13 protein-coding genes are annotated in these 21,194 nt (G+C 72.8%); 10 read left to right on the top strand and 3 right to left on the bottom strand.

The genetic code is table 11. The annotated features are described in order from the left end of the window. Window positions 1-6: 6 nt before the first annotated feature. Window positions 7-381 carry a WhiB family transcriptional regulator gene (locus ACF07V_RS02400; RefSeq protein ID WP_392151020.1) on the bottom strand — a complete coding sequence of 125 codons (375 nt, stop codon included), beginning with the start codon at window positions 379-381 and terminating at the stop codon, window positions 7-9. Between the two features lie 443 nt (window positions 382-824). On the opposite strand from ACF07V_RS02400, the gene ACF07V_RS02395 reads away from it, so the two are divergent. The 4 genes from ACF07V_RS02395 (at window position 825) to ACF07V_RS02380 (ending at window position 5,185) form a co-directional block, all read left to right on the top strand. Further along, complete coding sequence (locus ACF07V_RS02395) at window positions 825-1,436, top strand: response regulator transcription factor (RefSeq protein WP_003948568.1); 612 nt, start codon at window positions 825-827, stop codon at window positions 1,434-1,436. 243 nt (window positions 1,437-1,679) lie between these two features. Then, window positions 1,680-2,282: a sigma-70 family RNA polymerase sigma factor gene (locus ACF07V_RS02390; RefSeq protein ID WP_392151019.1), complete on the top strand. Its 603-nt coding sequence runs from the start codon at window positions 1,680-1,682 to the stop codon at window positions 2,280-2,282. A 169-nt stretch (window positions 2,283-2,451) separates the two neighbouring features. Continuing rightward, on the top strand, window positions 2,452-3,954 hold the full coding sequence (gene guaB, locus ACF07V_RS02385) for an IMP dehydrogenase (RefSeq protein ID WP_392151018.1): 1,503 nt from the start codon (window positions 2,452-2,454) through the stop codon (window positions 3,952-3,954). 106 nt (window positions 3,955-4,060) lie between these two features. Further along, window positions 4,061-5,185 carry a GuaB3 family IMP dehydrogenase-related protein gene (locus ACF07V_RS02380; protein ID WP_086828596.1) on the top strand — a complete coding sequence of 375 codons (1,125 nt, stop codon included), beginning with the start codon at window positions 4,061-4,063 and terminating at the stop codon, window positions 5,183-5,185. A 131-nt stretch (window positions 5,186-5,316) separates the two neighbouring features. Here the strand turns inward: ACF07V_RS02380 and ACF07V_RS02375 are convergent, their stop codons facing one another. Continuing rightward, complete coding sequence (locus tag ACF07V_RS02375) at window positions 5,317-6,558, bottom strand: nucleotide sugar dehydrogenase (protein WP_392151017.1); 1,242 nt, start codon at window positions 6,556-6,558, stop codon at window positions 5,317-5,319. Window positions 6,559-6,885: 327 nt separating this feature from the next. On the opposite strand from ACF07V_RS02375, the gene ACF07V_RS02370 reads away from it, so the two are divergent. From ACF07V_RS02370 to ACF07V_RS02345, 6 genes are all read left to right on the top strand, one after another. Next, the gene (locus ACF07V_RS02370; protein ID WP_392151016.1) at window positions 6,886-8,622 is read left to right on the top strand and encodes a glycerol-3-phosphate dehydrogenase/oxidase; all 1,737 of its coding nucleotides are present in this window, start codon (window positions 6,886-6,888) and stop codon (window positions 8,620-8,622) included. A gap of 186 nt (window positions 8,623-8,808) precedes the next feature. Then, on the top strand, window positions 8,809-11,142 hold the full coding sequence (locus ACF07V_RS02365; protein WP_392151015.1) for a protein kinase: 2,334 nt from the start codon (window positions 8,809-8,811) through the stop codon (window positions 11,140-11,142). Window positions 11,143-11,300: 158 nt separating this feature from the next. Then, entirely contained in the window at window positions 11,301-14,564 is a 3,264-nt protein-coding gene (locus ACF07V_RS02360; protein WP_392151014.1) for a protein kinase, read from the top strand. Window positions 14,565-14,784: 220 nt separating this feature from the next. Then, a complete protein-coding gene (locus ACF07V_RS02355) occupies window positions 14,785-16,398 on the top strand; it encodes a protein kinase (protein ID WP_392151366.1) in 1,614 nt (537 codons plus the stop codon). Between the two features lie 167 nt (window positions 16,399-16,565). Then, window positions 16,566-18,233, top strand: coding sequence for a succinic semialdehyde dehydrogenase (locus ACF07V_RS02350; protein WP_392151013.1), 1,668 nt, complete (start codon window positions 16,566-16,568; stop codon window positions 18,231-18,233). 39 nt (window positions 18,234-18,272) lie between these two features. Next, window positions 18,273-20,078, top strand: a complete 1,806-nt coding sequence (locus tag ACF07V_RS02345; RefSeq protein ID WP_392151012.1) for a GMC oxidoreductase — start codon at window positions 18,273-18,275, stop codon at window positions 20,076-20,078. Between the two features lie 673 nt (window positions 20,079-20,751). On the opposite strand, the gene ACF07V_RS02340 is transcribed toward ACF07V_RS02345, so the two are convergent. Then, window positions 20,752-21,045: a chorismate mutase gene (locus tag ACF07V_RS02340; protein WP_392151011.1), complete on the bottom strand. Its 294-nt coding sequence runs from the start codon at window positions 21,043-21,045 to the stop codon at window positions 20,752-20,754. Between the last annotated feature and the right edge of the window lie 149 nt (window positions 21,046-21,194).

Here is a 21,194-nt window from a genome sequence, read left to right as displayed (position 1 = left end):
GTTCCTTCACATACGTTCCCCGATGGATGTCATGGACGTCATGGGTGTCACGGACGCGGCCGACGTGACCGGCGGGGAGGCCGGTGCCGTCGTGATCAGACGATTGCGCGCGCGTCCCATGAGTTCTTCGCGTTCGTCCTCGGTGAGGCCGCCCCATACGCCGTAGGGCTCCCGCACGGCGAGTGCGTGTGCCGCGCACTCCGCGCGCACCGGGCACCGCATGCAGACCTCTTTCGCCGAGTTCTCACGCGCACTCCGTGCCGCGCCGCGCTCTCCCTCGGGGTGGAAGAACAGGGAGCTGTCCACCCCGCGGCAGGCCGCGAGGAGTTGCCAGTCCCACAGATCGGCGTTGGGTCCGGGAAGGCGGGAGAAATCTGCCATTGCGCTTGTCCCCTTGAAACCGTGTCGAACGGATAGGTGGGCGGGTGGATGGCTGATCGCCGGGGCTCCTCGGGTCCCGACAGGTCCGGTAGCTACACCTACTGTCGAAGTAGATGTAAATATGACTCATTGCGAATCTAGCCACAGACACTGCGAAAAGGGAAGAAAACCCGCTAAATGGGGCATAGCTTTTGATGTGGGGACGAACGACCTGCGACACTCCGCTCCATGTACGACCCGCGCACGACCTCTCACGTAGAGTGCCGAAGGCTGCTGTCCGACCCGTAACTCTTTCGAGTGACCGTCGTTGAGAGTGCGGAGGCGGTTGAAGGAACAAGCGATCGGGCAAACGTCCGAGAGCGTCAACCGCACAGGTGACGATACGTACAGCCCTGGAGGCTCAAGGTGACGCGCAACAGCTGCGAGAGCCGCGGAGGTCAGGCATGACATCCGTCCTCGTCTGCGACGACTCCCCGCTTGCCCGAGAGGCGCTCCGCCGCGCGGTCGCGACCGTGCCCGGCGTCGAGCGCGTGACCACCGCGGCCAACGGCGAGGAAGTCCTCCGCCGCTGGGGCGCGGACCGCTCGGACCTGATTCTGATGGACGTACGCATGCCCGGTCTGGGCGGCGTGGAGACCGTCCGCCGGCTGCTCTCCGCGGACCCCGGCGCCCGCATCATCATGCTCACGGTCGCCGAGGACCTCGACGGCGTCGCCCTCGCGGTCGCCGCGGGCGCCCGTGGCTACCTGCACAAGGACGCCTCGCGCGCCGAGCTGCGGGCCACGGTCACCCAGGCGCTCGCCGACCCGACCTGGCGGCTCGCCCCGCGCCGCCTCCGTTCGGCCGAGATGGGCGCCGCGCCCACCCTCACCGCGCGCGAGATCCAGGTCCTCGAAGGCATGAGTCACGGCCGGTCCAACGCGGAGATCGGGCGCGAGCTCTTCCTCTCCGAGGACACGGTCAAGACGCACGCCCGGCGCCTCTTCAAGAAGCTCGGCGCCTCCGACCGGGCGCATGCCGTCGCGCTCGGATTCCGCTGGGGCCTGGTCCGCTGAATCGCAGGTCACCTGCCCTTTCCCCGTCCTCGCCCGCGTCCGTCGTGGGGTGGACGGGGCGGGCTTGTGTCACTTACTCGCGGAATGCCGCATCCTTGAGATGTGGAGTTCCTCGGGGACGAGTCGATCGAGCGGGACGGGAGGGCGCGGGAGATGAGTGCCGGCGCACCTGCTCATAACGCTTCGGTGCACAACTACGGACGCGGTGCCACGAACGCGGAGGCGTCGGGGCACCATGGAGCGATGCGCGACGACGAGACCGTGGGTACCCCCATGCCTGCCGGGCAGGGGGAGATCGGCGCGCTCGTCCGCCGTGCGGTCGACGGCGACGCGCAGGCCACGCACGACCTGCTCGCGCGCGTCCACCCGCTCGCCCTGCGGTACTGCCGCACCCGCCTCAACCGGCTGCCCGGCGACGCCCGGCACTTCGTCGAGGACCTGGCCCAGGAGGTCTGCGTCGCCGTCCTGATGGCGCTGCCGCGCTACAAGGACACGGGCAGGCCCTTCGAGGCCTTCGTCTTCGCCATCGCCGGACACAAGGTCGCCGACCTCCAGCGGGCCGCCATGCGGCACCCCGGGTCCACGGCCGTCCCCTCCGACGAGATGCCCGAGCGGCCCGACGACTCCCTCGGCCCCGAGGAGCGTGCCCTGCTCAGCGACGACGCCGAGTGGGCCAAGAAACTGCTCGCCAACCTCCCGGAGAACCAGCGCGAACTGCTCGTGCTGCGGGTCGCGGTCGGACTGACCGCCGAGGAGACCGGCCAGATGCTCGGCATGTCCCCGGGCGCGGTCCGGGTCGCCCAGCACCGCGCCCTCAGCCGGCTCCGGGCGCTGGCCGAGCAGTGATCCGACCGCGCGCACTGGCCGGGCAGTAAGCCTTGCCGGGCGCCGTCATCCCTTTCGTACACGTGCGAACGTCCAAAGCTTCCCGGTGATCTTGCTCGTGGAATGAGACACCGCTCAAGCCCGTTAGCATGGACATCCCGCACCGATCAAGGCCATTTGGGAAGGTGTCATGACTGCCAACGTCGACGGAGTGCCCGAGAAATTCGCGACACTCGGGCTGACCTACGACGACGTGCTGCTGCTGCCGGGCGCGTCCGACATGGCGCCCGACCAGATCGACACCGCCTCGTACATCTCGAAGAACGTGCGGGTGAACATCCCGCTGCTCTCCGCCGCGATGGACAAGGTCACCGAGTCCCGCATGGCGATCGCCATGGCGCGACAGGGTGGTGTCGGTGTGCTGCACCGCAACCTCTCCATCGCCGACCAAGCGAACCAGGTCGACCTCGTGAAGCGCTCCGAGTCCGGCATGGTCTCGGACCCGATCACGGTCCACCCGGACGCGACGCTCGCCGAGGCCGACGCGATCTGCGCCAAGTTCCGCATCAGCGGCGTCCCGGTGACCGACCCGGCCGGCAAGCTGCTCGGCATCGTCACCAACCGCGACATGGCCTTCGAGTCGGACCGCAGCCGCCAGGTGCGCGAGGTCATGACCCCGATGCCGCTGGTCACCGGCAAGGTCGGCATCTCCGGCGTGGACGCCATGGAGCTGCTGCGCCGCCACAAGATCGAGAAGCTGCCGCTCGTCGACGACGCGGGCATCCTCAAGGGCCTCATCACGGTCAAGGACTTCGTCAAGGCCGAGAAGTACCCGAACGCCGCCAAGGACAAGGAAGGCCGGCTGCTCGTCGGCGCCGCCGTCGGTGTCGCCGGTGACGCGTACGAGCGCGCCCAGGCCCTGATCGAGGCGGGCGTCGACTTCATCGTCGTCGACACCGCGCACGGCCACTCCCGCCTGGTCGGCGACATGGTCGCCAAGATCAAGTCGAACTCCTCGGTCGACGTCATCGGCGGAAACGTCGCCACCCGCGACGGCGCCCAGGCGCTGATCGACGCCGGTGTCGACGGCATCAAGGTCGGTGTCGGCCCCGGCTCCATCTGCACCACCCGCGTGGTCGCCGGCATCGGCGTCCCGCAGGTCACCGCGATCTACGAGGCCTCCCTCGCCGCCAAGGCGGCCGGCGTCCCGGTCATCGGCGACGGCGGTCTGCAGTACTCCGGCGACATCGCGAAGGCCCTGGTCGCCGGCGCCGACACGGTGATGCTCGGCTCGCTGCTCGCGGGCTGCGAGGAGTCCCCGGGCGAGCTGCTCTTCATCAACGGCAAGCAGTTCAAGTCGTACCGCGGCATGGGCTCGCTCGGCGCCATGCAGTCCCGCGGCGAGCAGCGCTCCTTCTCCAAGGACCGCTACTTCCAGGAGGGCGTCGCCTCCGACGAGAAGCTCGTCCCCGAGGGCATCGAGGGCCAGGTGCCCTACCGCGGCCCGCTCTCGGCCGTCGTCCACCAGCTGGTGGGCGGTCTGCGCCAGTCGATGTTCTACGTCGGCGGGCGCACGGTGCCGGAGCTTCAGGCGAACGGCCGCTTCGTCCGGATCACCTCGGCGGGCCTCAAGGAGAGCCACCCGCACGACATCCAGATGACGGTCGAGGCGCCGAACTACAGCAGGAAGTAACACAGCGCGACGCGTGGGGGCGGTTCCGGCATGTGGCCGGAGCCGCCCCTCACGCTTGTGTCGGGGATACTGGTAGGCGCAGACGTAGAGGGAAAGGCCACACATCGTGACTGAGATCGAGATCGGGCGCGGCAAGCGCGGCCGCAGGGCGTACGCGTTCGACGACATCGCCGTCGTGCCGAGCCGGCGCACCCGGGACCCGAAGGAGGTCTCGATCGCCTGGCAGATCGACGCCTACCGCTTCGAGCTGCCGTTCCTGGCCGCCCCGATGGACTCGGTCGTGTCGCCGCAGACCGCCATCCGCATCGGCGAGCTGGGCGGCCTCGGCGTCCTGAACCTGGAGGGTCTCTGGACCCGGTACGAGGACCCGCAGCCGCTCCTCGACGAGATCGCCGAGCTGGACGAGGCGACCGCGACCCGCCGTCTGCAGGAGATCTACGCCGCTCCGATCAAGGAGGAGCTGATCGGGCAGCGCATCAAGGAGGTGCGCGACTCCGGTGTCGTCACCGCCGCCGCGCTCTCCCCGCAGCGCACCGCCCAGTTCTCCAAGGCCGTCGTCGACGCCGGCGTGGACATCTTCGTCATCCGCGGCACGACGGTCTCCGCCGAGCACGTCTCGGGCGCGGCGGAGCCGCTGAACCTGAAGCAGTTCATCTACGAGCTGGACGTCCCGGTCATCGTCGGCGGCTGCGCCACGTACACCGCGGCCCTGCACCTGATGCGCACCGGCGCGGCGGGTGTCCTGGTCGGCTTCGGCGGCGGCGCCGCGCACACCACCCGTAACGTCCTGGGCATCCAGGTCCCGATGGCGACCGCGGTCGCCGACGTGGCCGCGGCCCGCCGCGACTACATGGACGAGTCCGGCGGCCGGTACGTGCACGTCATCGCCGACGGCGGCGTGGGCTGGTCCGGCGACCTGCCGAAGGCGATCGCCTGCGGCGCCGACGCCGTGATGATGGGCTCCCCGCTGGCCCGTGCCACGGACGCGCCCGGCAAGGGCCACCACTGGGGCATGGAGGCCGTCCACGAGGACGTGCCGCGCGGCAAGCTGGTCGACCTGGGCATCGTCGGCACCACCGAGGAGATCCTCGCGGGCCCGTCGCACATCCCGGACGGCTCGATGAACTTCTTCGGCGCCCTGCGCCGCGCGATGGCCACCACGGGCTACAGCGAGCTCAAGGAGTTCCAGCGCGTCGAGGTCACCGTCGCGGACGCCCAGCACAAGCGCTGAGCGCCGACGGCTTCGTCCTGAGGTCCTGAGGTCCTGAGGTCCCGAGGTCCTGAGGTCCCGAGGTCCTGAGGTCCCGAGGTCCTGAGGTCCCGAGGGCCCCGCACCGGTCGGTGCGGGGCCCTTCGGCGTCCTCAGAGGCGGTGCGCCGCCCCCGCGGGGGTGGCGCCGCGGGTGTCGAGGAGGAGCTGGGCCTTCACCGAGAGGCCCTGGAGGTCGTACGTGCGGTGGTGCTGGAGGAGGATCGTCAGGTCGGCGTGGGCGGCGGCCTCGTAGAGGGAGTCCGCGCGGGGGACGGGGAGCTCGCGGACGCGCCAGTCGGGGACGTGGGGGTCGTGGTAGCTGACGGCCGCGCCGAGGTCCATGAGGTGGCGGGCGATCTCGTCGGCGGGGGAGCCCTGCCGGTCGGGGAGGTCGGGCTTGTACGTGATGCCGAGCAGCAGGATGCGGGCGCCGCGGGCCGACTTGCCGTGCTCGTTGAGGAGGGTGGCGGCGCGCCGGACGACGTACTGCGGCATGCGCTCGTTGACCTGGCCGGCGAGCTCGACGAGCCGCAGCGGGCGGTGGGCGCCGACGGTGTCGACGGGGACGCCGTGGCCGCCGACGCCGGGGCCGGGGCGGAAGGCCTGGAAGCCGAAGGGCTTGGTCTCGGCGCAGCGGATGACGTCCCACAGGTCGACGCCGAGTTCGTGGCAGAGGACCGCCATCTCGTTGACGAGGGCGATGTTGACGTGCCGGAAGTTGGTCTCCAGGAGCTTGACCGTCTCCGCCTCGCGGGGGCCACGCGCGCGTACCACCTTGTCGGTGAGCCGGCCGTAGAAGGCGGCCGCGGACTCGGTGCAGGCCGGGGTGAGGCCGCCGATGACCTTGGGGGTGCCGGCGTAGCCGTGGGTGCGGCTGCCGGGGTCGAGGCGGCCGGGCGAGTACGCGAGGTGGAAGTCGCGTCCGGCGCGCAGGCCCGAGCCCTCCTCCAGGACCTCGCGGAGGAGGCCCTCGGTGGTGCCCGGCGGGACCGGGGACTCCAGGAGGACGGTGGTGTGGGGGCGCAGCCGGGCGGCGAGGGCGCGGGCGGCGTCGGTGACGGCGGTGAGGTCGAGGGTCCGGTCGGGGCCGGGGGCGGTCGGGGCGCAGAGGACGGCGGTGCGGACCCGGCCGAGCTCGGCGGGGTTGGTGGTCGGCCGGAAGCCCCCCGCGAGCATCCGGCGGATCTCGGGGGTGGTGAGCGAGCCGTCGACCGGGGAGCGGCCGGCGGCGAGTTCGGCGACGGGGCGGGGGTCGGTGTCGTAGCCGATGGTGTCGATGCCTGCGGCGGTGGCGGCCTGGGCCAGGGGGAGTCCGTGGTGGCCGAGGCCGATGACGGCGAGATCAGCGGGCATGGGGGGTGGGCCGTCCTTCCCAGTAGCCGGAGGGGACGCGACGCGCAAGCCCGGTGGCCGGAACGGGTCGAGCGCAATGTCAGACTAGGCGTAAATATGACCGATATGCGGCATTGTGCGGTCGAAGGTCGCCGAGTGTTATCCACAGGTCCGCGGCGAGGCGGTGGCTGAAGTCGCGGGACCGGGCCAGAATCGAGCTGTGAGCCGGACCACACGGGCCCGGTTCACGGTTCGTGTACGCACGGCCGGTGCACACGTGCGGCGCCTGCGCCGCACGTGTGCGCCCGCCGCGCGCCGGACAGACGGAGGACGACGGGAGGCAGCAGCGTGAGGACAGCGACACTGGGACCCGCCGAGCGCGCCGAGGCGCTCGCGGCCATGGCCGAGCGAGAGCTGGACGTGCTGGTCGTCGGCGCCGGAGTCGTCGGCGCCGGAACCGCCCTCGACGCCGCCACGAGAGGGCTCTCCACCGGCATCGTGGAGGCCCGCGACTGGGCCTCCGGCACCTCCAGCAGGTCCAGCAAGCTCATCCACGGCGGCCTGCGCTATCTGGAGATGCTCGACTTCGCCCTCGTGCGGGAGGCGCTCAAGGAGCGCGGACTCCTCCTGGAGCGGCTCGCCCCCCACCTGGTGAAGCCGGTCCCCTTCCTCTACCCGCTCCAGCACAAGGGCTGGGAGCGGATCTACGCCGGCTCGGGCGTCGCGCTGTACGACGCGATGTCGCTCTCCTCCGGCCGCGGCCGCGGCCTCCCCGTCCACCGGCACCTCTCCCGGCGGAACGCCCTGCGCGTCGCGCCCTGCCTGAGGAAGGACGCCCTGGTCGGCGCCCTGCAGTACTACGACGCCCAGATGGACGACGCCCGCTTCGTCACCACCCTCGTGCGGACCGCCGCCTCCTACGGTGCCCGGGCCGCCAGCCGGGCCCGCGTCACCGGCTTCCTCCGCGAGGGCGAGCGGGTCGTCGGCGCGCGCGTCCAGGACGTCGAGGCGGGGGTCGCGTACGAGATCAGGGCCAAGCAGATCGTCAACGCCACCGGTGTGTGGACCGACGACACCCAGGCCCTCATCGGGGAGCGCGGCCAGTTCCACGTCCGCGCCTCCAAGGGCATCCACCTCGTCGTGCCCAAGGACCGCATCCACTCGACCACCGGACTGATCCTGCGCACCGAGAAGTCCGTGCTGTTCGTCATCCCCTGGGGACGCCACTGGATCATCGGCACCACCGACACCGACTGGGACCTCGACAAGGCCCACCCCGCCGCCTCCAGCGCCGACATCGACTACCTCCTGGAGCACGTGAACACCGTGCTCGCCACCCCGCTCACCCGGGACGACGTCCAGGGCGTCTACGCGGGCCTGCGGCCGCTCCTCGCCGGCGAGTCGGACGCCACCAGCAAGCTGTCCCGCGAGCACACCGTCGCCCACCCCGTCCCCGGCCTCGTGGTCGTCGCCGGCGGCAAGTACACGACGTACCGCGTCATGGCGAAGGACGCCGTCGACGAGGCGGTGCACGGCCTCGGCCCTGGGGCATCCCCTGCACGAAGCGCTTGGGGAAGCGTCGCCCCCTGCGTCACCGAGGACACCCCGCTCCTCGGCGCCGAGGGCTACCGCGCCCTGTGGAACGCCCGGGCCAGGATCGCCGCCGGAAGCGGGCTGCACGTCGTCAGGGTCGAGCATCTCCTCAACCGCTACGGCTCCCTGACGGAGGAGATCCTCGACCTGATCGCGGCGGACCCCGGACTCCGCGAACCGCTCGCCGCGGCCGAGGACTACCTGCGCGCCGAGATCGTCTACGCCGCCTCGCACGAGGGCGCGCGCCACCTCGACGACGTCCTCACCCGGCGGACCAGGATCTCCATCGAGACCTTCGACCGGGGCACGCTCAGCGCCCGCGAGTGCGCGGAACTGATGGCACCGGTCCTCGGCTGGGACGACGGCCAGATCGCCAAGGAGGTCGAGCACTACGAGAAGCGGGTGGAGGCCGAGCGCGAGTCGCAGCGCCAGCCCGACGACCTGACGGCGGACGCAGCGCGGCTCGGGGCCCCCGACATCGTGCCGATCTGACGGGACGTCCGGATCCCCGTCCCCCGGGAACCTCGGGGGTGCCCGGGGGCGTCGTATCCCGGAGTGCGGACCCGGGGGCGCCACCCGTCCCGAGGTGAGGGACAATGGCCTCTCTTCCAGGGCGGGTTACCGCATCGCGCGGGAAGCGGCAGACGCGGCGAAGATCAGGGATCGCAGAGGGGACGCATGTCGGAGGCGGAGCAGTCGCGGGACAAGGCGAGGGACCCCAGGCGGGACGCCGCCGCGGGGGCCGCGACCGACGGCGACCGAGGAGCGGTCCCGGCCGCGCGTGAGTCGGCACGGGACACCGAGGACCCGCAGGTCAGCCGGGGTGCGCAAGCCCCGGAGGGCGCGCGTGGACCGGAGCGGGGCGTCGAGGACGCGCAGCCCGCGAAGGCCCCCGGGGACGTGAGGGACGCTCAGGAGATGAAGGGCCCTCAGCACGCCCCGGCGGAAGGGGCGACGGGTTCGGGCGCGGCCGCGACCGGGACCGCCGGTGACGACGCCGTCGCGAACGGGCGGCTGCGCGGAACCGAGCCGTCGACCGGACGGGCCGGTTTCGGCGCCGGGGACGGCGACGGCGAGAGCGACCGCAGGCCGGCCGCCGGCGGCACGCGCGGCGGCGACAGGCTCCGCAAGGAACCGGCCGGCGAGGGACGGCTGCTCGCGGGCCGCTACCGGCTCGGCGCGGTCCTCGGCCGCGGTGGCATGGGCACCGTGTGGCGCGCCGTCGACGAGACCCTCGGCCGCACCGTCGCCGTCAAGGAGCTCCGCTTCCCCACCAGCATCGACGAGGAAGAGAAGCGACGCCTCATCACCCGGACCCTGCGCGAGGCCAAGGCCATCGCCCGGATCCGCAACAACGGCGCCGTCACCGTCTACGACGTCGTCGACGAGGACGACCGCCCGTGGATCGTCATGGAGCTCATCGAGGGCAAGTCCCTCGCGGACGCCGTCCGCGAGGACGGCACGCTCACCCCCCGGCGCGCCGCCGAGGTCGGCCTCGCCATCCTCGACGTGCTGCGCTCGGCCCACCGCGAGGGCATCCTGCACCGCGACGTGAAGCCGTCCAACGTCCTCATCGCCGAGGACGGCCGGGTCGTCCTCACCGACTTCGGCATCGCCCAGGTGGAGGGCGACCCCTCCATCACCTCCACCGGCATGCTCGTCGGCGCCCCCTCGTACATCTCCCCGGAGCGCGCCCGCGGCCACAAGCCCGGTCCCGCCGCCGACATGTGGTCGCTGGGCGGTCTCATCTACGCCGCGGTCGAAGGCAGCCCGCCGTACGACAAGGGCTCGGCCATCGCCACCCTCACGGCCGTGATGACCGAACCGGTCGACCCGCCGAAGAACGCCGGCCCCGAGCTGGAGAAGGTCATCTACGGCCTGCTCGCCAAGGACCCGGCACAGCGGCTCGACGACGCCGGCGCCCGGGTCCTGCTGCGGGCCGTGCTCGACGCGCCCGAGGCGCCGCCCGCGGCCTCGCCCGAGGCCACCACCGTCATACCGCTGCCGCCGCGCCCCGAGCAGGCCCCGGTGGCCCCGGCGGCCGACCGGGGCCCCGACGCGGCCGCCGAGCGGATGCGCGGCGCGCTGAACTCCGTACGGAACGCGGCCGCCTCCGTGAAGGCCGAGCCGAAGCCCGCGCCGCGACCGGCGACCGAGCCGCTGCGGGGCGGCGGGAAGCCCACCCCGACCCGCGCCCCGCTGACCGACGTCGTACCGCGCCGGACTCTGGTGATCATCGCCGCGGTCGCCGTCCTCGCCGTGCTCGGGACGATCCTCGCGGTCTCCCTCGGCGGCGGGGGCGACGAGGGCAACCAGGGCAAGGGCGACGGGGGCACCACGGCCTCGGCCGGCGCCTCGACCGGCGGCTCGGCCGGCTCCGGCGGCGCCCAGGGCCAGTCCTCGGGCGGCGGTCCCGGCCAGCAGGGCGGCACCCAGCCCGGCGACAACGGCGCCACGGGATCGACGGGCAGCACCGGCGGCACCACGGGGTCCACGGGCGGGCAGAACGGCACCACGCCCTCCGGGAAGCCCGGCGCCGACGCCGGGAAGCAGCTGCCCGCCGGCTACACCCTCGTCACCAACGGCCCGCTGCACTTCTCGATGGCGATGCCGGCCTCCTTCAAGCAGCGCTCGATCCCGGGCTACTCGCTCGGCGCGATCTTCAGCGAGAGCGGCGGCTTCCCGCGCGTCCAGGTCGACTACAACGGCAGCCCGAAGGACGACGCGGCGAGCGCCTGGGAGCTCGCCCGGTACGGCGTGGCCGCCACCAGCCAGGACTACAAGCACCTCGGCATAAGGACGGTCTCCTACAAGGGCTACCCGACCGTCGCCGACTGGGAGTTCGAGCGCACCCAGAAGGGCATCCGCGTCCACGTCCTCAACCGCGGCTTCAAGGTCGACGCCACGCACGGCTACTCCATCATGGTCAGCTGCGCGGCGGACGAGTGGAACGGCGCCGAGTGCAGGACGCTGCGGGAGACGGCGTTCGCCACGTTCAGCCCCAAGGACTGACCGCTGGCACGTATCGTGAGGTTCGTGGACCGAACTCAGCCGAACAGAGCCGCCAACTGCTCGGTGCCGGACCGGAACTGACGGAACTCGCGTGATCCCGCCCGATCCCGAGGGATCCGCGGGGCCACGGGGGACAGCGTGCGCGCGGGGGAGGCGTCGTGGACGACTACGCGGGAAGGGTGCTCGCCGACCGCTACCGCCTGCCGCTGCCGCCGGCGGACGCCGACGCGTACGAACCGGTGGAGACGCGCGCGTTCGACACGTACAGCGGGCAGGAGGTCCTGGTCCGCCAGGTGCCGCTGCCGGAGTTCGTCGACGCCGAGGTCCTCGACGGCCGGGGCGGTCCCGCCGGGCCCCACGGCGGCACGGGCGCGGCCACCCGCCGGCCGGCCGAGCCCGTCGTGCGCCGCGCCATCGAGGCGGCCCAGGCGGCCGCGCAGATCCCCGACCATCCCCTGCTCGACCAGGTCTTCGACGTCTTCGCGGAGGCCGGATCGCTGTGGATAGTGAGCGAGCGCGTGGCGGCCAGACCGCTGGCCGCGCTCCTCGCCGAGCGGCCCCTCAACCCGTACCGCGCGGCCGAGATAGGCGCCGACGTCCTCACCGCCCTGCGTGCCCTCCACGCCCACGGCTGGGTGCACCGGAACATCACCGCCCGGACCGTGCTCGTCTGCGACGACGGGCGCGTGGTCCTCAGCGGCCTCGCGGTGGGCGCCGCCGAGGAGGCCCTCTGCGGCTACGCCCCGGTCCCGGAACAGGCCGACGAGTTCGCGCCGCCCCCGACCGCCGAGCCGGAGCTCCACGAGCCGGAGCTCCACGAGCCGGAGCTCCACGAGCCGGACGAGCCCGAGCCGGGTGCTCACGCGGCGGGTCCGTATGCGGCGGAGGGGTACGGGGCGAAGGCTTACGGGACGGAGGAGTACGAGGCGGGGGAGTACGAGGTCGGGGCGTACGGCTCCGAGGTGTACGGCTCCGAGGCGTACGGCTCCGAGGGGTACGCGCGTGAGCCGTACGAGCGGGAGCCGTACGCCCTTGAGCCGTACGAGCGGGAGCCGTACGCGTTCGGGCCCGTCGACGCGTACGAGTCAGAGGTGTACGACCCCGAGGCGTACGACGTCGAGGTGTACGAGGAGATCGGCGAGGAGCCGGAAGGCGGGTCCGGTGGCGAGCCGTACGCGGCCTCCCCCGACCGCCACGGGGCCCCGGACGCGGACGACACCGGCACCGACACGGGCACCGGTACCAGCACCGAACCAGGCACCGAACCAGGCACCGGTCCCGGCACCGAACCAGGCACCGGTCCCGGCACCGAGCCAGGCACCGGTCCCGGCACCGACGCCGGTCCCTACGGGGCCTACGGTGCCGACCCCTACGGGCGGGCCACGCCGGCCGTCGCCGAGACGCAGCCCGTGGCCGCGCCGCCCACCGCCGACGTGCGGGCCGCGCGGGCCGGGGCCATCGCCGCGTACCGGGCCGGTGCGCGGGCCGCGGCCCGGCTCGGCGAGACCGGGGCGCTCCCCGTCCAGCGCCCCGCGCCGCCGGAAGGACCCGAGCCGCCCCCGCCGCCCACGGCACAGGCGTCCGGAGCGCCCGAACCGCAGTGGTGGGCCCGGGTGGCGGACGACGAGGAGGACGACGAGGACGACGGCGACGAGCCGTACGGCGGCGGCCCGCAGGCCGGCCCGCCGCCGCGGGTGATGCTGGCCGGCAGCTGGAGCGACGGCCCGCACGCCGCGCGGGACGGCTCGGGGCCGATCCCGGCCGGCGGGGGCTCGGTGCTGCCCGGTTCGGGCCGCCCGGCGCTGCCCGCCGGCTACACGGCGGCGAACCCCGGTCCCGCGCGGCTTCCGGCCCCCGCCGCGCCCCGCGAGGAGGCGCCGGTCGCGATCCCGGCCCAGGGGCACCGCGGTCCCACCACGCGGCTCGCCGCCGAACGGGCCCGCCAGACCCGGATCGCGGTCGTCGGCGCGGTGACCGAGCGCTGGGCGCCGGAGCAGGCCGGACCCGTGCACGAGAACTGGCGCCTCGCCCCGCCGATCACACCCGCGACCGACCTGTGGGCGCTCGGCGCGCTCCTCTACCGGGCCGTCCAGGGCCATGCACCGTACCCCGAGGACAGCGCGGCCGAGCTCGTCCAGCTGGTCTGCGCCGAGCCGCCGGCCTTCGCCGAGGAGTGCGGGCCGCTGCGCCCGGTCGTGGAGTCGCTGCTGCGCCAGGACCCCACCGAGCGCCCCGACTTCGAGGAGCTGCGCGGCTGGCTGCGCTCCCTGGTCCGCTCGGCGCCGGAGCCGGAGGCCGGGCTCGGAGTCGTACCGCTGCCGTCCTTCGACGAGGCGCGGCTGCCGATCGTGCGCCAGCGCGGGGAGCTGCGCCGGTGGCGCGGGGGAGCGGGGGCGGGCCGCCATCGCAACAAGCGTGGCAAGGACCCGGGGCCGGCGGCCCGGCGCCAGGCCTCGCGGGACCCCGAGCGCGGACCCGGGCGCGGACCCGGACGCGGCCACGACCTCGGCCACGACCTCGGCCACGACCTCGAACACGACGGGGAGTTCGGCCACGCGTACGGGCACGCGCGCGTACAGCCGGATCACCGCGAGGAGTTCCGCGACGAGTCCCGGGGCGGCGGCTTCCGGGAGATGTTCCGCGAGGACTTCGACGAGGAGATCCCGCAGCGCGCCCCGCGCGCGCCCCGGTCCTCCGCGCGCCCGTCGTCCTCCCGGACACCGGGCTCCCCGCGCTCCCTGGGCCGTACGCTCCTGATCCTCGTCTTCCTGCTGCTCGCGGGAGGCGTCGCGTACGCCGTCCTGTTCATGCCCCGCGAGGGCGAGCAGCCCCGTACGCCGACCGTCACCGCCACCGGCCCGGCCGCGACCACGAAGCCGTCCGCCGCACCGACCGCGAAGCCGTCGGCGGAACCGACCACCGCACCGGCCACCACCCCGGCCCCCGCGGACAGTTCGGCCCCCGTGCTCGCCGCCGGATACGACCTGCGGCAGGACCCGGAGGGCTTCCGGATCGGGGTTCCGAAGGGATGGCGACGCAGCCAGATCAACGACGCCGGGCAAGTGCGCTACACCGGCGGCGACTTCACGCTGATCGTCGTCCCCGGGCGGGACAGCGTCCGGGACAACGGCTCGGACCCGCTGGCGTACCAGAACGACAAGGAGCGCGAGCTGGCGCCGTACCGGTCCTCCAGCTGGTCGCGGGTGGAGAAGGCGCGCCGGGTGGACATCGGCCGGACGCCGACGGCCGAGGGGTACTACACCTGGCTGGACAGCACGGGACGCGAGGTGTTCGTGCGCAACCTCGCCCTGATCGACGGCGGTCGGTACCACGTCGTGCAGGTCATCGGGCCGGAGAGCGAGCGTGACAAGGTGTCGGAGATCTACGAGCAGGCCACGAAGGGGTTCCGTCCGGGGCGCTGACGTCCGGGAGGCTGATACGAATGTCCCATCGGCCCCCGGTCACAGTGCTGTTCCTATGACCGCCCCGAGGTTCCGCCGCCCGTACCCCCCTCCGTAACCTGGCATCAGAAGGAACGGGCGGGGGCAAGTGGAACATTCTCAGAGCGCTTCTCAGAGCACAGGATCGGGGCTGCTGCTCGCCGGTCGCTACCGGCTGGGCGAGTCCATCGGGCGCGGCGGCATGGGCAAGGTCTGGCGCGCGCACGACGAGGTGCTGCACCGTGTGGTGGCGGTCAAGGAGCTGACGGCGGGCCGGTTCGTGGCCGAGGCCGACCGGCTCGTGCTGCACGCCCGTACACAGAAGGAGGCGCGGGCCGCCGCGCGGATCACGCACCCGGGTGTGGTGACCGTCCACGACGTCCTGGAGCACGACAACCGGCCGTGGATCGTCATGCAGTACGTCGACGGGCCCTCGCTCGCCGACGCCGCCAAGGAGGCCGGCACGATCGAGCCCCGCGAGGCGGCCAGGATCGGGCTGCACGTCGTCGGAGCGCTGCGCGCCGCGCACGCGGCCGGGGTGCTGCACCGGGACGTCAAGCCGGGCAACGTACTGCTCGCGCGCGACGGGCGCGTCCTCATCACCGACTTCGGGATCGCGGCGATCGAGGGGGACTCGACGATCACCCGGACGGGCGAGATCGTCGGCTCCATCGACTATCTGGCGCCCGAGCGGGTGCAGGGCGGCGATCCGGGCCCCGCCTCCGACCTGTGGTCCCTCGGCGCCACGCTCTACACGGCGGTGGAGGGCACCTCGCCGTTCCGCCGCACGTCCCCGATCAGCACCATGCAGGCCGTGGTGACCGAGGAGCCGCCGCACCCGGAGAAGGCGGGCCCGCTGGCCTCCGTCATCGTGGCCCTGCTGCGCAAGGACCCGGCGCAGCGGCCGCGCGCGGACGAGGCCGAGCGGATGCTGCTCGACGCGATGGAGGGGCGTGCGCCGGCGGCGGCCCAGGCGTACGTGCCGACCCAGCGGGTGGCCAGGGAGGACCTGGACGCGGCGGCGCGCGAGGCCCAGGAGGCGGACGGTACGGGTACGGAGGTCCTGGCGGGCGGGACGCGGAAGGCCACGGCGCAGTGGCCCCGGTCGGGCGGGCAGCCCCAGCCGTCCTCCGCACCTCACCAGCCGCAGGGGTCCCACCCCACCCTCGTGCCTTCCTCCCCGACCCCCTCCGGCCGTGGCCGCTGGCGTTCGGCCGTGCTCGCCGCGCTGCTCGCGGGGGTCGTCGCCGGCGGGGCCGTCTTCGCCGCCATGAACTACGCGGGCGGCGGCCGCGACGGCCGTGCCGACGGTGGCCGGACCACACCGGCGACCGCCCCCGCCACCAAGGGCGCAGGGGACGGCGTCCCGGCCGGCTGGCACCGCGTCGAGGACCCGGAGGGCTTCAGCCTCCTCGTACCGGACGGCTGGAAGCGTCAGACGGAGGGCGACCAGATCGACTACACCCCGGACAACGGCCGCCACCGCATCCGGATCAGCATCGACAAGAGCCCCGACTTCGAGAACCCGTACATGCACGCCCTCGACCTGGAGCGCCAGTTGGGGAAGCGCATGGACTACGACCGGATCAAGCTCCTCCAGACCACCTACCGCGACCAGGTCCGCTCGTGTCTCTGGGAGTTCACCTGGACCGAGAAGAAGACCTTCCCCGGGCCGCGGCACGCGATCGACCAGATGTACTACGAGGACGACGGCACCGAGTACGCCATCTACATGTCCTCGCCGGAGTCGAGCTGGCAGACCACCCGGGAGCAGTTCGACATCGTCGTCCAGCACTGGCGCGCACCGGAGAGGTGAGGGGGCGGCCCCTGGGGGGCGGAAAAATCTCCGCGGTCGGCCTCCGGTGGCCGTAAGCCCCTGATCAGGACTTATGTGCCAGTGATCGCTGGCGCGATGTGCGGAGAGGGTGAAAACGCGTTACCGACGGGTACCCAAAGGTCGGAACGCGGCCTACGCTCGCCCTCATGACGGACTCGCAGGCCACCGCCGCCCCCACGGTTCCCGCCGACACCGCCGCAGAGGCGGCCCGCCCGGCCGTGCCCGCCGACGCGACCAACCCGGTCGCGCCCGCGCCCGCCGGTGTGCGGACCGCCGCCGACGTCGTCACGCCGGAGCTGGTCGCGCGGCTCACGCGCGGGGTCGTCGGCTCCGGCCGGACCGCCAACCACACCCCCTTCACCGGGGAGAAGCTGGCGGACCTGCCCGAGTCCACCCCCGAGGACGTCGCCGAGGCCTTCACGCGCGCGCGTGAGGCCCAGGCCGTCTGGGCCAAGACCCCCGTCCGGACCCGCGCCGCCGTCCTCCTGCGCTTCCACGACCTCGTCCTCCAGCGGCAGGGCGAGGTCCTCGACCTCATCCAGCTGGAGACGGGCAAGGCCCGCCTGCACGCCCACGAGGAGGTCCAGGCGGTGGCCGTCGCCGCCCGCCACTACGGCCGCAAGGCCTCCTCCTACCTGCGCGCCAAGCGTCACACCGGCGTCGTGCCGACCCTCACCAAGGTCACCGAGCTGCGCCAGCCTCGCGGGGTCGTCGGCCAGATCGCCCCCTGGAACTACCCCCTCGAACTCTCCGTCGGCGACGCCCTCCCCGCCTTCGTCTCGGGCAACGCCGTCGTCATGAAGCCCGACACCGAGACCGCGCTCACCGCGCTCTGGGCCCGTGACCTGCTCATCGAGGCCGGACTGCCCGCCGAGGTCTTCCAGGTCGTCCTCGGCGAGGGCCCGGTCGTCGGCCCCGAGGTCGTCAGGCACGCCGACTACGTCTCCTTCACCGGCTCCACCCGCACCGGCCGCGAGGTCGCCCGGGGCGCCGCCGACCGGCTCGTCGGCGTCTCCCTCGAACTCGGCGGCAAGAACGCGATGCTCGTCCTCAAGGACGCCGACATCGAGAAGGCCGCCGCCGGAGCCGTCCGCGCCTGTTTCTCCTCCGCCGGACAGCTCTGCATCTCCATCGAGCGGCTGTACGTGCACGAGTCGATCGCCGACGCCTTCCTGGAGCGCTTCGCCGCCCGCACCAAGGCCATGCGCCTCGGTGGCTCCCTCGCGTACGGGGCGGACATGGGCTCCCTCGTCGGCGAGCGGCAGATGGAGGCCGTCACCCGGCACGTGGAGGACGCGGTCGCCAAGGGCGCGAAGCTCGTCGCCGGCGGCGTCGCCCGCCCCGACATCGGCCCCCTCTTCTACGAGCCCACCATCCTCGACGGCGTCGAGGCCCCGATGGCCGTCTGCGGCGAGGAGACCTTCGGCCCGGTCGTCTCGGTCTACCGCTTCACGGACGAGGACGAGGTCGTCGAGCTCGCCAACGCCACCCCGTACGGCCTCAACTCCTCCGTCTGGACGAAGGACTCGCGCCGCGGCCACGCCGTCGCGGCCCGGCTGCGCACCGGAACCGTCAACATCAACGAGGGCTACGCGCCCGCGTACGGCAGCGTGCAGTCCCCGATGGGCGGCATGAAGGACTCGGGGCTCGGCCGCCGGCACGGCTCCGAGGGCATCCTCAAGTACACCGAGGCGCAGACCGTCGCCCAGCAGCGGCTGATCCCGCTCGCGCCGTCCTTCGGGATGGACGACGAGAAGTACGCCGCGTTCATGAGTGCGTCCCTGAAGGCGATGAAGGCCCTGCGCCTGCGCTGACCCTCCGTCCCACCCGCCCCTTTTCGTACGAGGAGAGCCATGACCGCGGTACCCCCTGCCCAGAATCAGGGCGAGGACAGTTCGTACGACTACGACGTCCTCGTCGTCGGCTCCGGCTTCGGCGGATCGGTCACCGCCCTCCGCCTCACCGAGAAGGGCTACCGGGTCGGCGTCCTGGAGGCCGGGCGCCGCTTCGCACGCGACGAGCTGCCGAAGAACTCCTGGGACCTGAAGAACTTCCTGTGGGCGCCGACGCTCGGCATGTACGGCATCCAGCGCATCCATCTGCTGGGCAACGTCATGGTCCTCGCCGGCGCGGGCGTCGGCGGCGGTTCCCTGAACTACGCCAACACCCTCTACGAGCCGCTCGCGCCGTTCTTCGACGACCCGCAGTGGAAGGACATCACCGACTGGCGTGCGGAGCTCGCGCCCTACTACGACCAGGCCAAGCGGATGCTGGGCGTGCGCCTCAACCCCACGATGACGCCCTCCGACGTCCACCTGAAGGCCACGGCCCAGGCGATGGGGATCGGCGACACCTTCCACATGGCGCCGGTCGGCGTGTTCTTCGGGGACGGGGAGGACGGCGACGGGACGGCGAAGGCGAAGCCGGGCGGCGAGGTCGCAGACCCGTTCTTCGGCGGCGCGGGTCCCTCCCGCAAGGCCTGCACCGAGTGCGGCGAGTGCATGACCGGCTGCCGCCACGGCGCCAAGAACACCCTCAACGAGAACTACCTCTACCTCGCCGAGAAGGCGGGCGCTGTCGTCCACCCGATGACCTCGGTCGTCGCGGTCACCGAGGACTCGCGAGGCGGCTACGCGGTCAGGACCCTGCCGACCGACAACAAGAAGAAGGGCGCGGGCCGGACCTTCACCGCCCGCAAGGTCGTCATCGCCGCCGGCACGTACGGCACGCAGACCCTGCTCCACCGGATGAGGGACACCGGGCTGCTGCCCCGCATCTCCGCCCGGCTCGGCGAGCTGACCCGTACGAACTCCGAGGCGCTGGTCGGCTCGCAGACCACCGACCGGCGCTACCGCAAGCGGCACGGCAAGGACCGGGTCGACTTCACCAAGGGCGTCGCGATCACCTCGTCGATCCACCCGGACGACAACACCCACATCGAGCCGGTCCGCTACGGCAAGGGCTCCAACTCCATGGGCGGCATGACGGTCCTCCAGGTGCCGTACGGCGCCCACCGGGTGCGCAGGTGGCTGCTCGAACTGGTCAAGCACCCCGGGCTCGCGGCCCGCTCGCTGTCCAACCGGCGCTGGTCGGAGCGGACCATCATCGGGCTCGTCATGCAGTCCCTGGACAACTCGCTGACCACCTACCGCAAGCCCGGCGGCATCGGGAAGGGCCTGCTCACCGCCCGCCAGGGCCACGGCGCCCCCAACCCGACGCAGATCGAGGCGGCCACCCAGGCCGCCACCCTCCTCGCCGAGGAGATCAACGGCTTCGCGGGCTCCAACGTCGGCGAGCTGATGGGCACCCCGCTGACCGCGCACTTCCTGGGCGGCTGCCCGATCGGCGCCGACGGTGAGACCGGCGTCATCGACCCGTACCACCGGCTCTTCGGCCACCCCGGGATCTCCGTCGTCGACGGCGCGGCCGTCTCCGCCAACCTCGGCGTCAACCCGTCCCTGACGATCACGGCCCAGGCGGAGCGCGCCATGTCCTTCTGGCCGAACAAGGGCGAGGAGGACCCGCGCCCGCGGCAGGGGGAGGCGTACGTACGGCTCTCGGCGGTCGAGCCGAAGTCCCCCGCCGTCCCGTCCGAGGCCTTCGGCGCCCTGCGGCTGCCGTTCCTGGGGATGCCGGCGGTCCCGCCGAGGAAGGACTGAGCCCGCTCACAGCGCCCGCTCGCGGCCCGTGCGCGGTTCGCGCGCGGGCCGTACGCGGCCGTACGTGGTCCGTACGCGCGAAAGGGCGCTGCACCCCCCTCCGAGTGCAGCGCCCTTCCAGCTTTGGTGTTGCTGCATAGATGACCTTCGGTCCCCGCGATTGGTTGTAGCGGTTGCACAGGATCTTTGTGTGACGCGCGTCACGTCCTGTGAGTGGAGGTTCGGCGGACGTGAAAAGGGCCCCGCGCTCGCGATTCCGGTCGCGGCGCGGGGCCCTCGAGGTCGGCACCGGTGTCAGGGCAGCGGCGGTGCCGAGCGGGGCGGCGCCGGGGGGTTGCGCCGCGTGGGGGAGGGGATCGGGGGGATCAGGGGGACGGGAGGATCGGGAGATCGGCCGGTTGCGGCCGGCCCCGGGCGTCCCCGGGACCGACCGCCCTTTCTGGGTGACCGGGCTGCTGTCCCCTGCTGCCCGGTCACACGCGCTGGTGCGAGGTCCCACGACGTACCGGAGAGGTACGCCACACGCCCCAGCGAAGCCACGCGTGGTTTCTACGGGCCCGCCCCTGGCTGGCACGGACACCCGGACCAACGAAGCCCGGCCGGAGCCGGTCACGCGCCGTACGGGTGAGGGCGCTCCCGAACTCGGGTACGGGAGCCCACCCGCACGCGTCCCTCAGATGCGGCCCCGGCACAGCTCCAGCATCGTCATCGCGAGCGCCGTGCCCGGCTTGCCCAGCGCGTCCCTGTAGTGGCCGAGGACCTCCATCTCGCGGGTCAGGTTCACCCGGCGGCCGCCGGAGGAGATCCGGGCCTCCTGGATGACGGCCGACACGGCCATCCGTTCCTGGATGAGGCCGATGATCCGGTCGTCGAGGGCGTCGATGCGCTCACGGGCGCCGCCGATCAGCGTCGCCGCCTCGTCGGTGCGGGCGCCGGTCTTCTCGGTCGTGGCGGTGTTCGTCGTCATGGTGGGGCTCCTCGGGGTGTCGGACGCCCTGGAGCGACATCGCCCGGAGACAAGCAGAACGCCCCGGGCCTTGTCGGCCCGGGGCGCCTGGGAAGTCGCTTGTCAGTTGCTCAAGCAGCACGACCATGGCAGCCGGTGGGCCGGTTGCC

This window comes from Streptomyces sp. NPDC015661 (assembly GCF_043077765.1).
In the GTDB taxonomy this organism is placed as follows: domain Bacteria; phylum Actinomycetota; class Actinomycetes; order Streptomycetales; family Streptomycetaceae; genus Streptomyces.
This window is presented reverse-complemented; position numbering and strand designations above follow the sequence as displayed.

What these genes read in the sequence shown, in the direction of transcription:
- ACF07V_RS02400 (WP_392151020.1), bottom strand. Translation starts at nt 381, where the DNA reads ATGGCAGATTTCTCCCGCCTTCCCGGACCCAACGCCGATCTGTGGGAC.
- ACF07V_RS02395 (WP_003948568.1), top strand. Translation starts at nt 825, where the DNA reads ATGACATCCGTCCTCGTCTGCGACGACTCCCCGCTTGCCCGAGAGGCG.
- ACF07V_RS02390 (WP_392151019.1), top strand. Translation starts at nt 1,680, where the DNA reads ATGCGCGACGACGAGACCGTGGGTACCCCCATGCCTGCCGGGCAGGGG.
- guaB (WP_392151018.1), top strand. Translation starts at nt 2,452, where the DNA reads ATGACTGCCAACGTCGACGGAGTGCCCGAGAAATTCGCGACACTCGGG.
- ACF07V_RS02375 (WP_392151017.1), bottom strand. Translation starts at nt 6,558, where the DNA reads ATGCCCGCTGATCTCGCCGTCATCGGCCTCGGCCACCACGGACTCCCC.
- ACF07V_RS02365 (WP_392151015.1), top strand. Translation starts at nt 8,809, where the DNA reads ATGTCGGAGGCGGAGCAGTCGCGGGACAAGGCGAGGGACCCCAGGCGG.
- ACF07V_RS02355 (WP_392151366.1), top strand. Translation starts at nt 14,785, where the DNA reads ATGGGCAAGGTCTGGCGCGCGCACGACGAGGTGCTGCACCGTGTGGTG.
- ACF07V_RS02350 (WP_392151013.1), top strand. Translation starts at nt 16,566, where the DNA reads ATGACGGACTCGCAGGCCACCGCCGCCCCCACGGTTCCCGCCGACACC.
- ACF07V_RS02345 (WP_392151012.1), top strand. Translation starts at nt 18,273, where the DNA reads ATGACCGCGGTACCCCCTGCCCAGAATCAGGGCGAGGACAGTTCGTAC.
- ACF07V_RS02340 (WP_392151011.1), bottom strand. Translation starts at nt 21,045, where the DNA reads ATGACGACGAACACCGCCACGACCGAGAAGACCGGCGCCCGCACCGAC.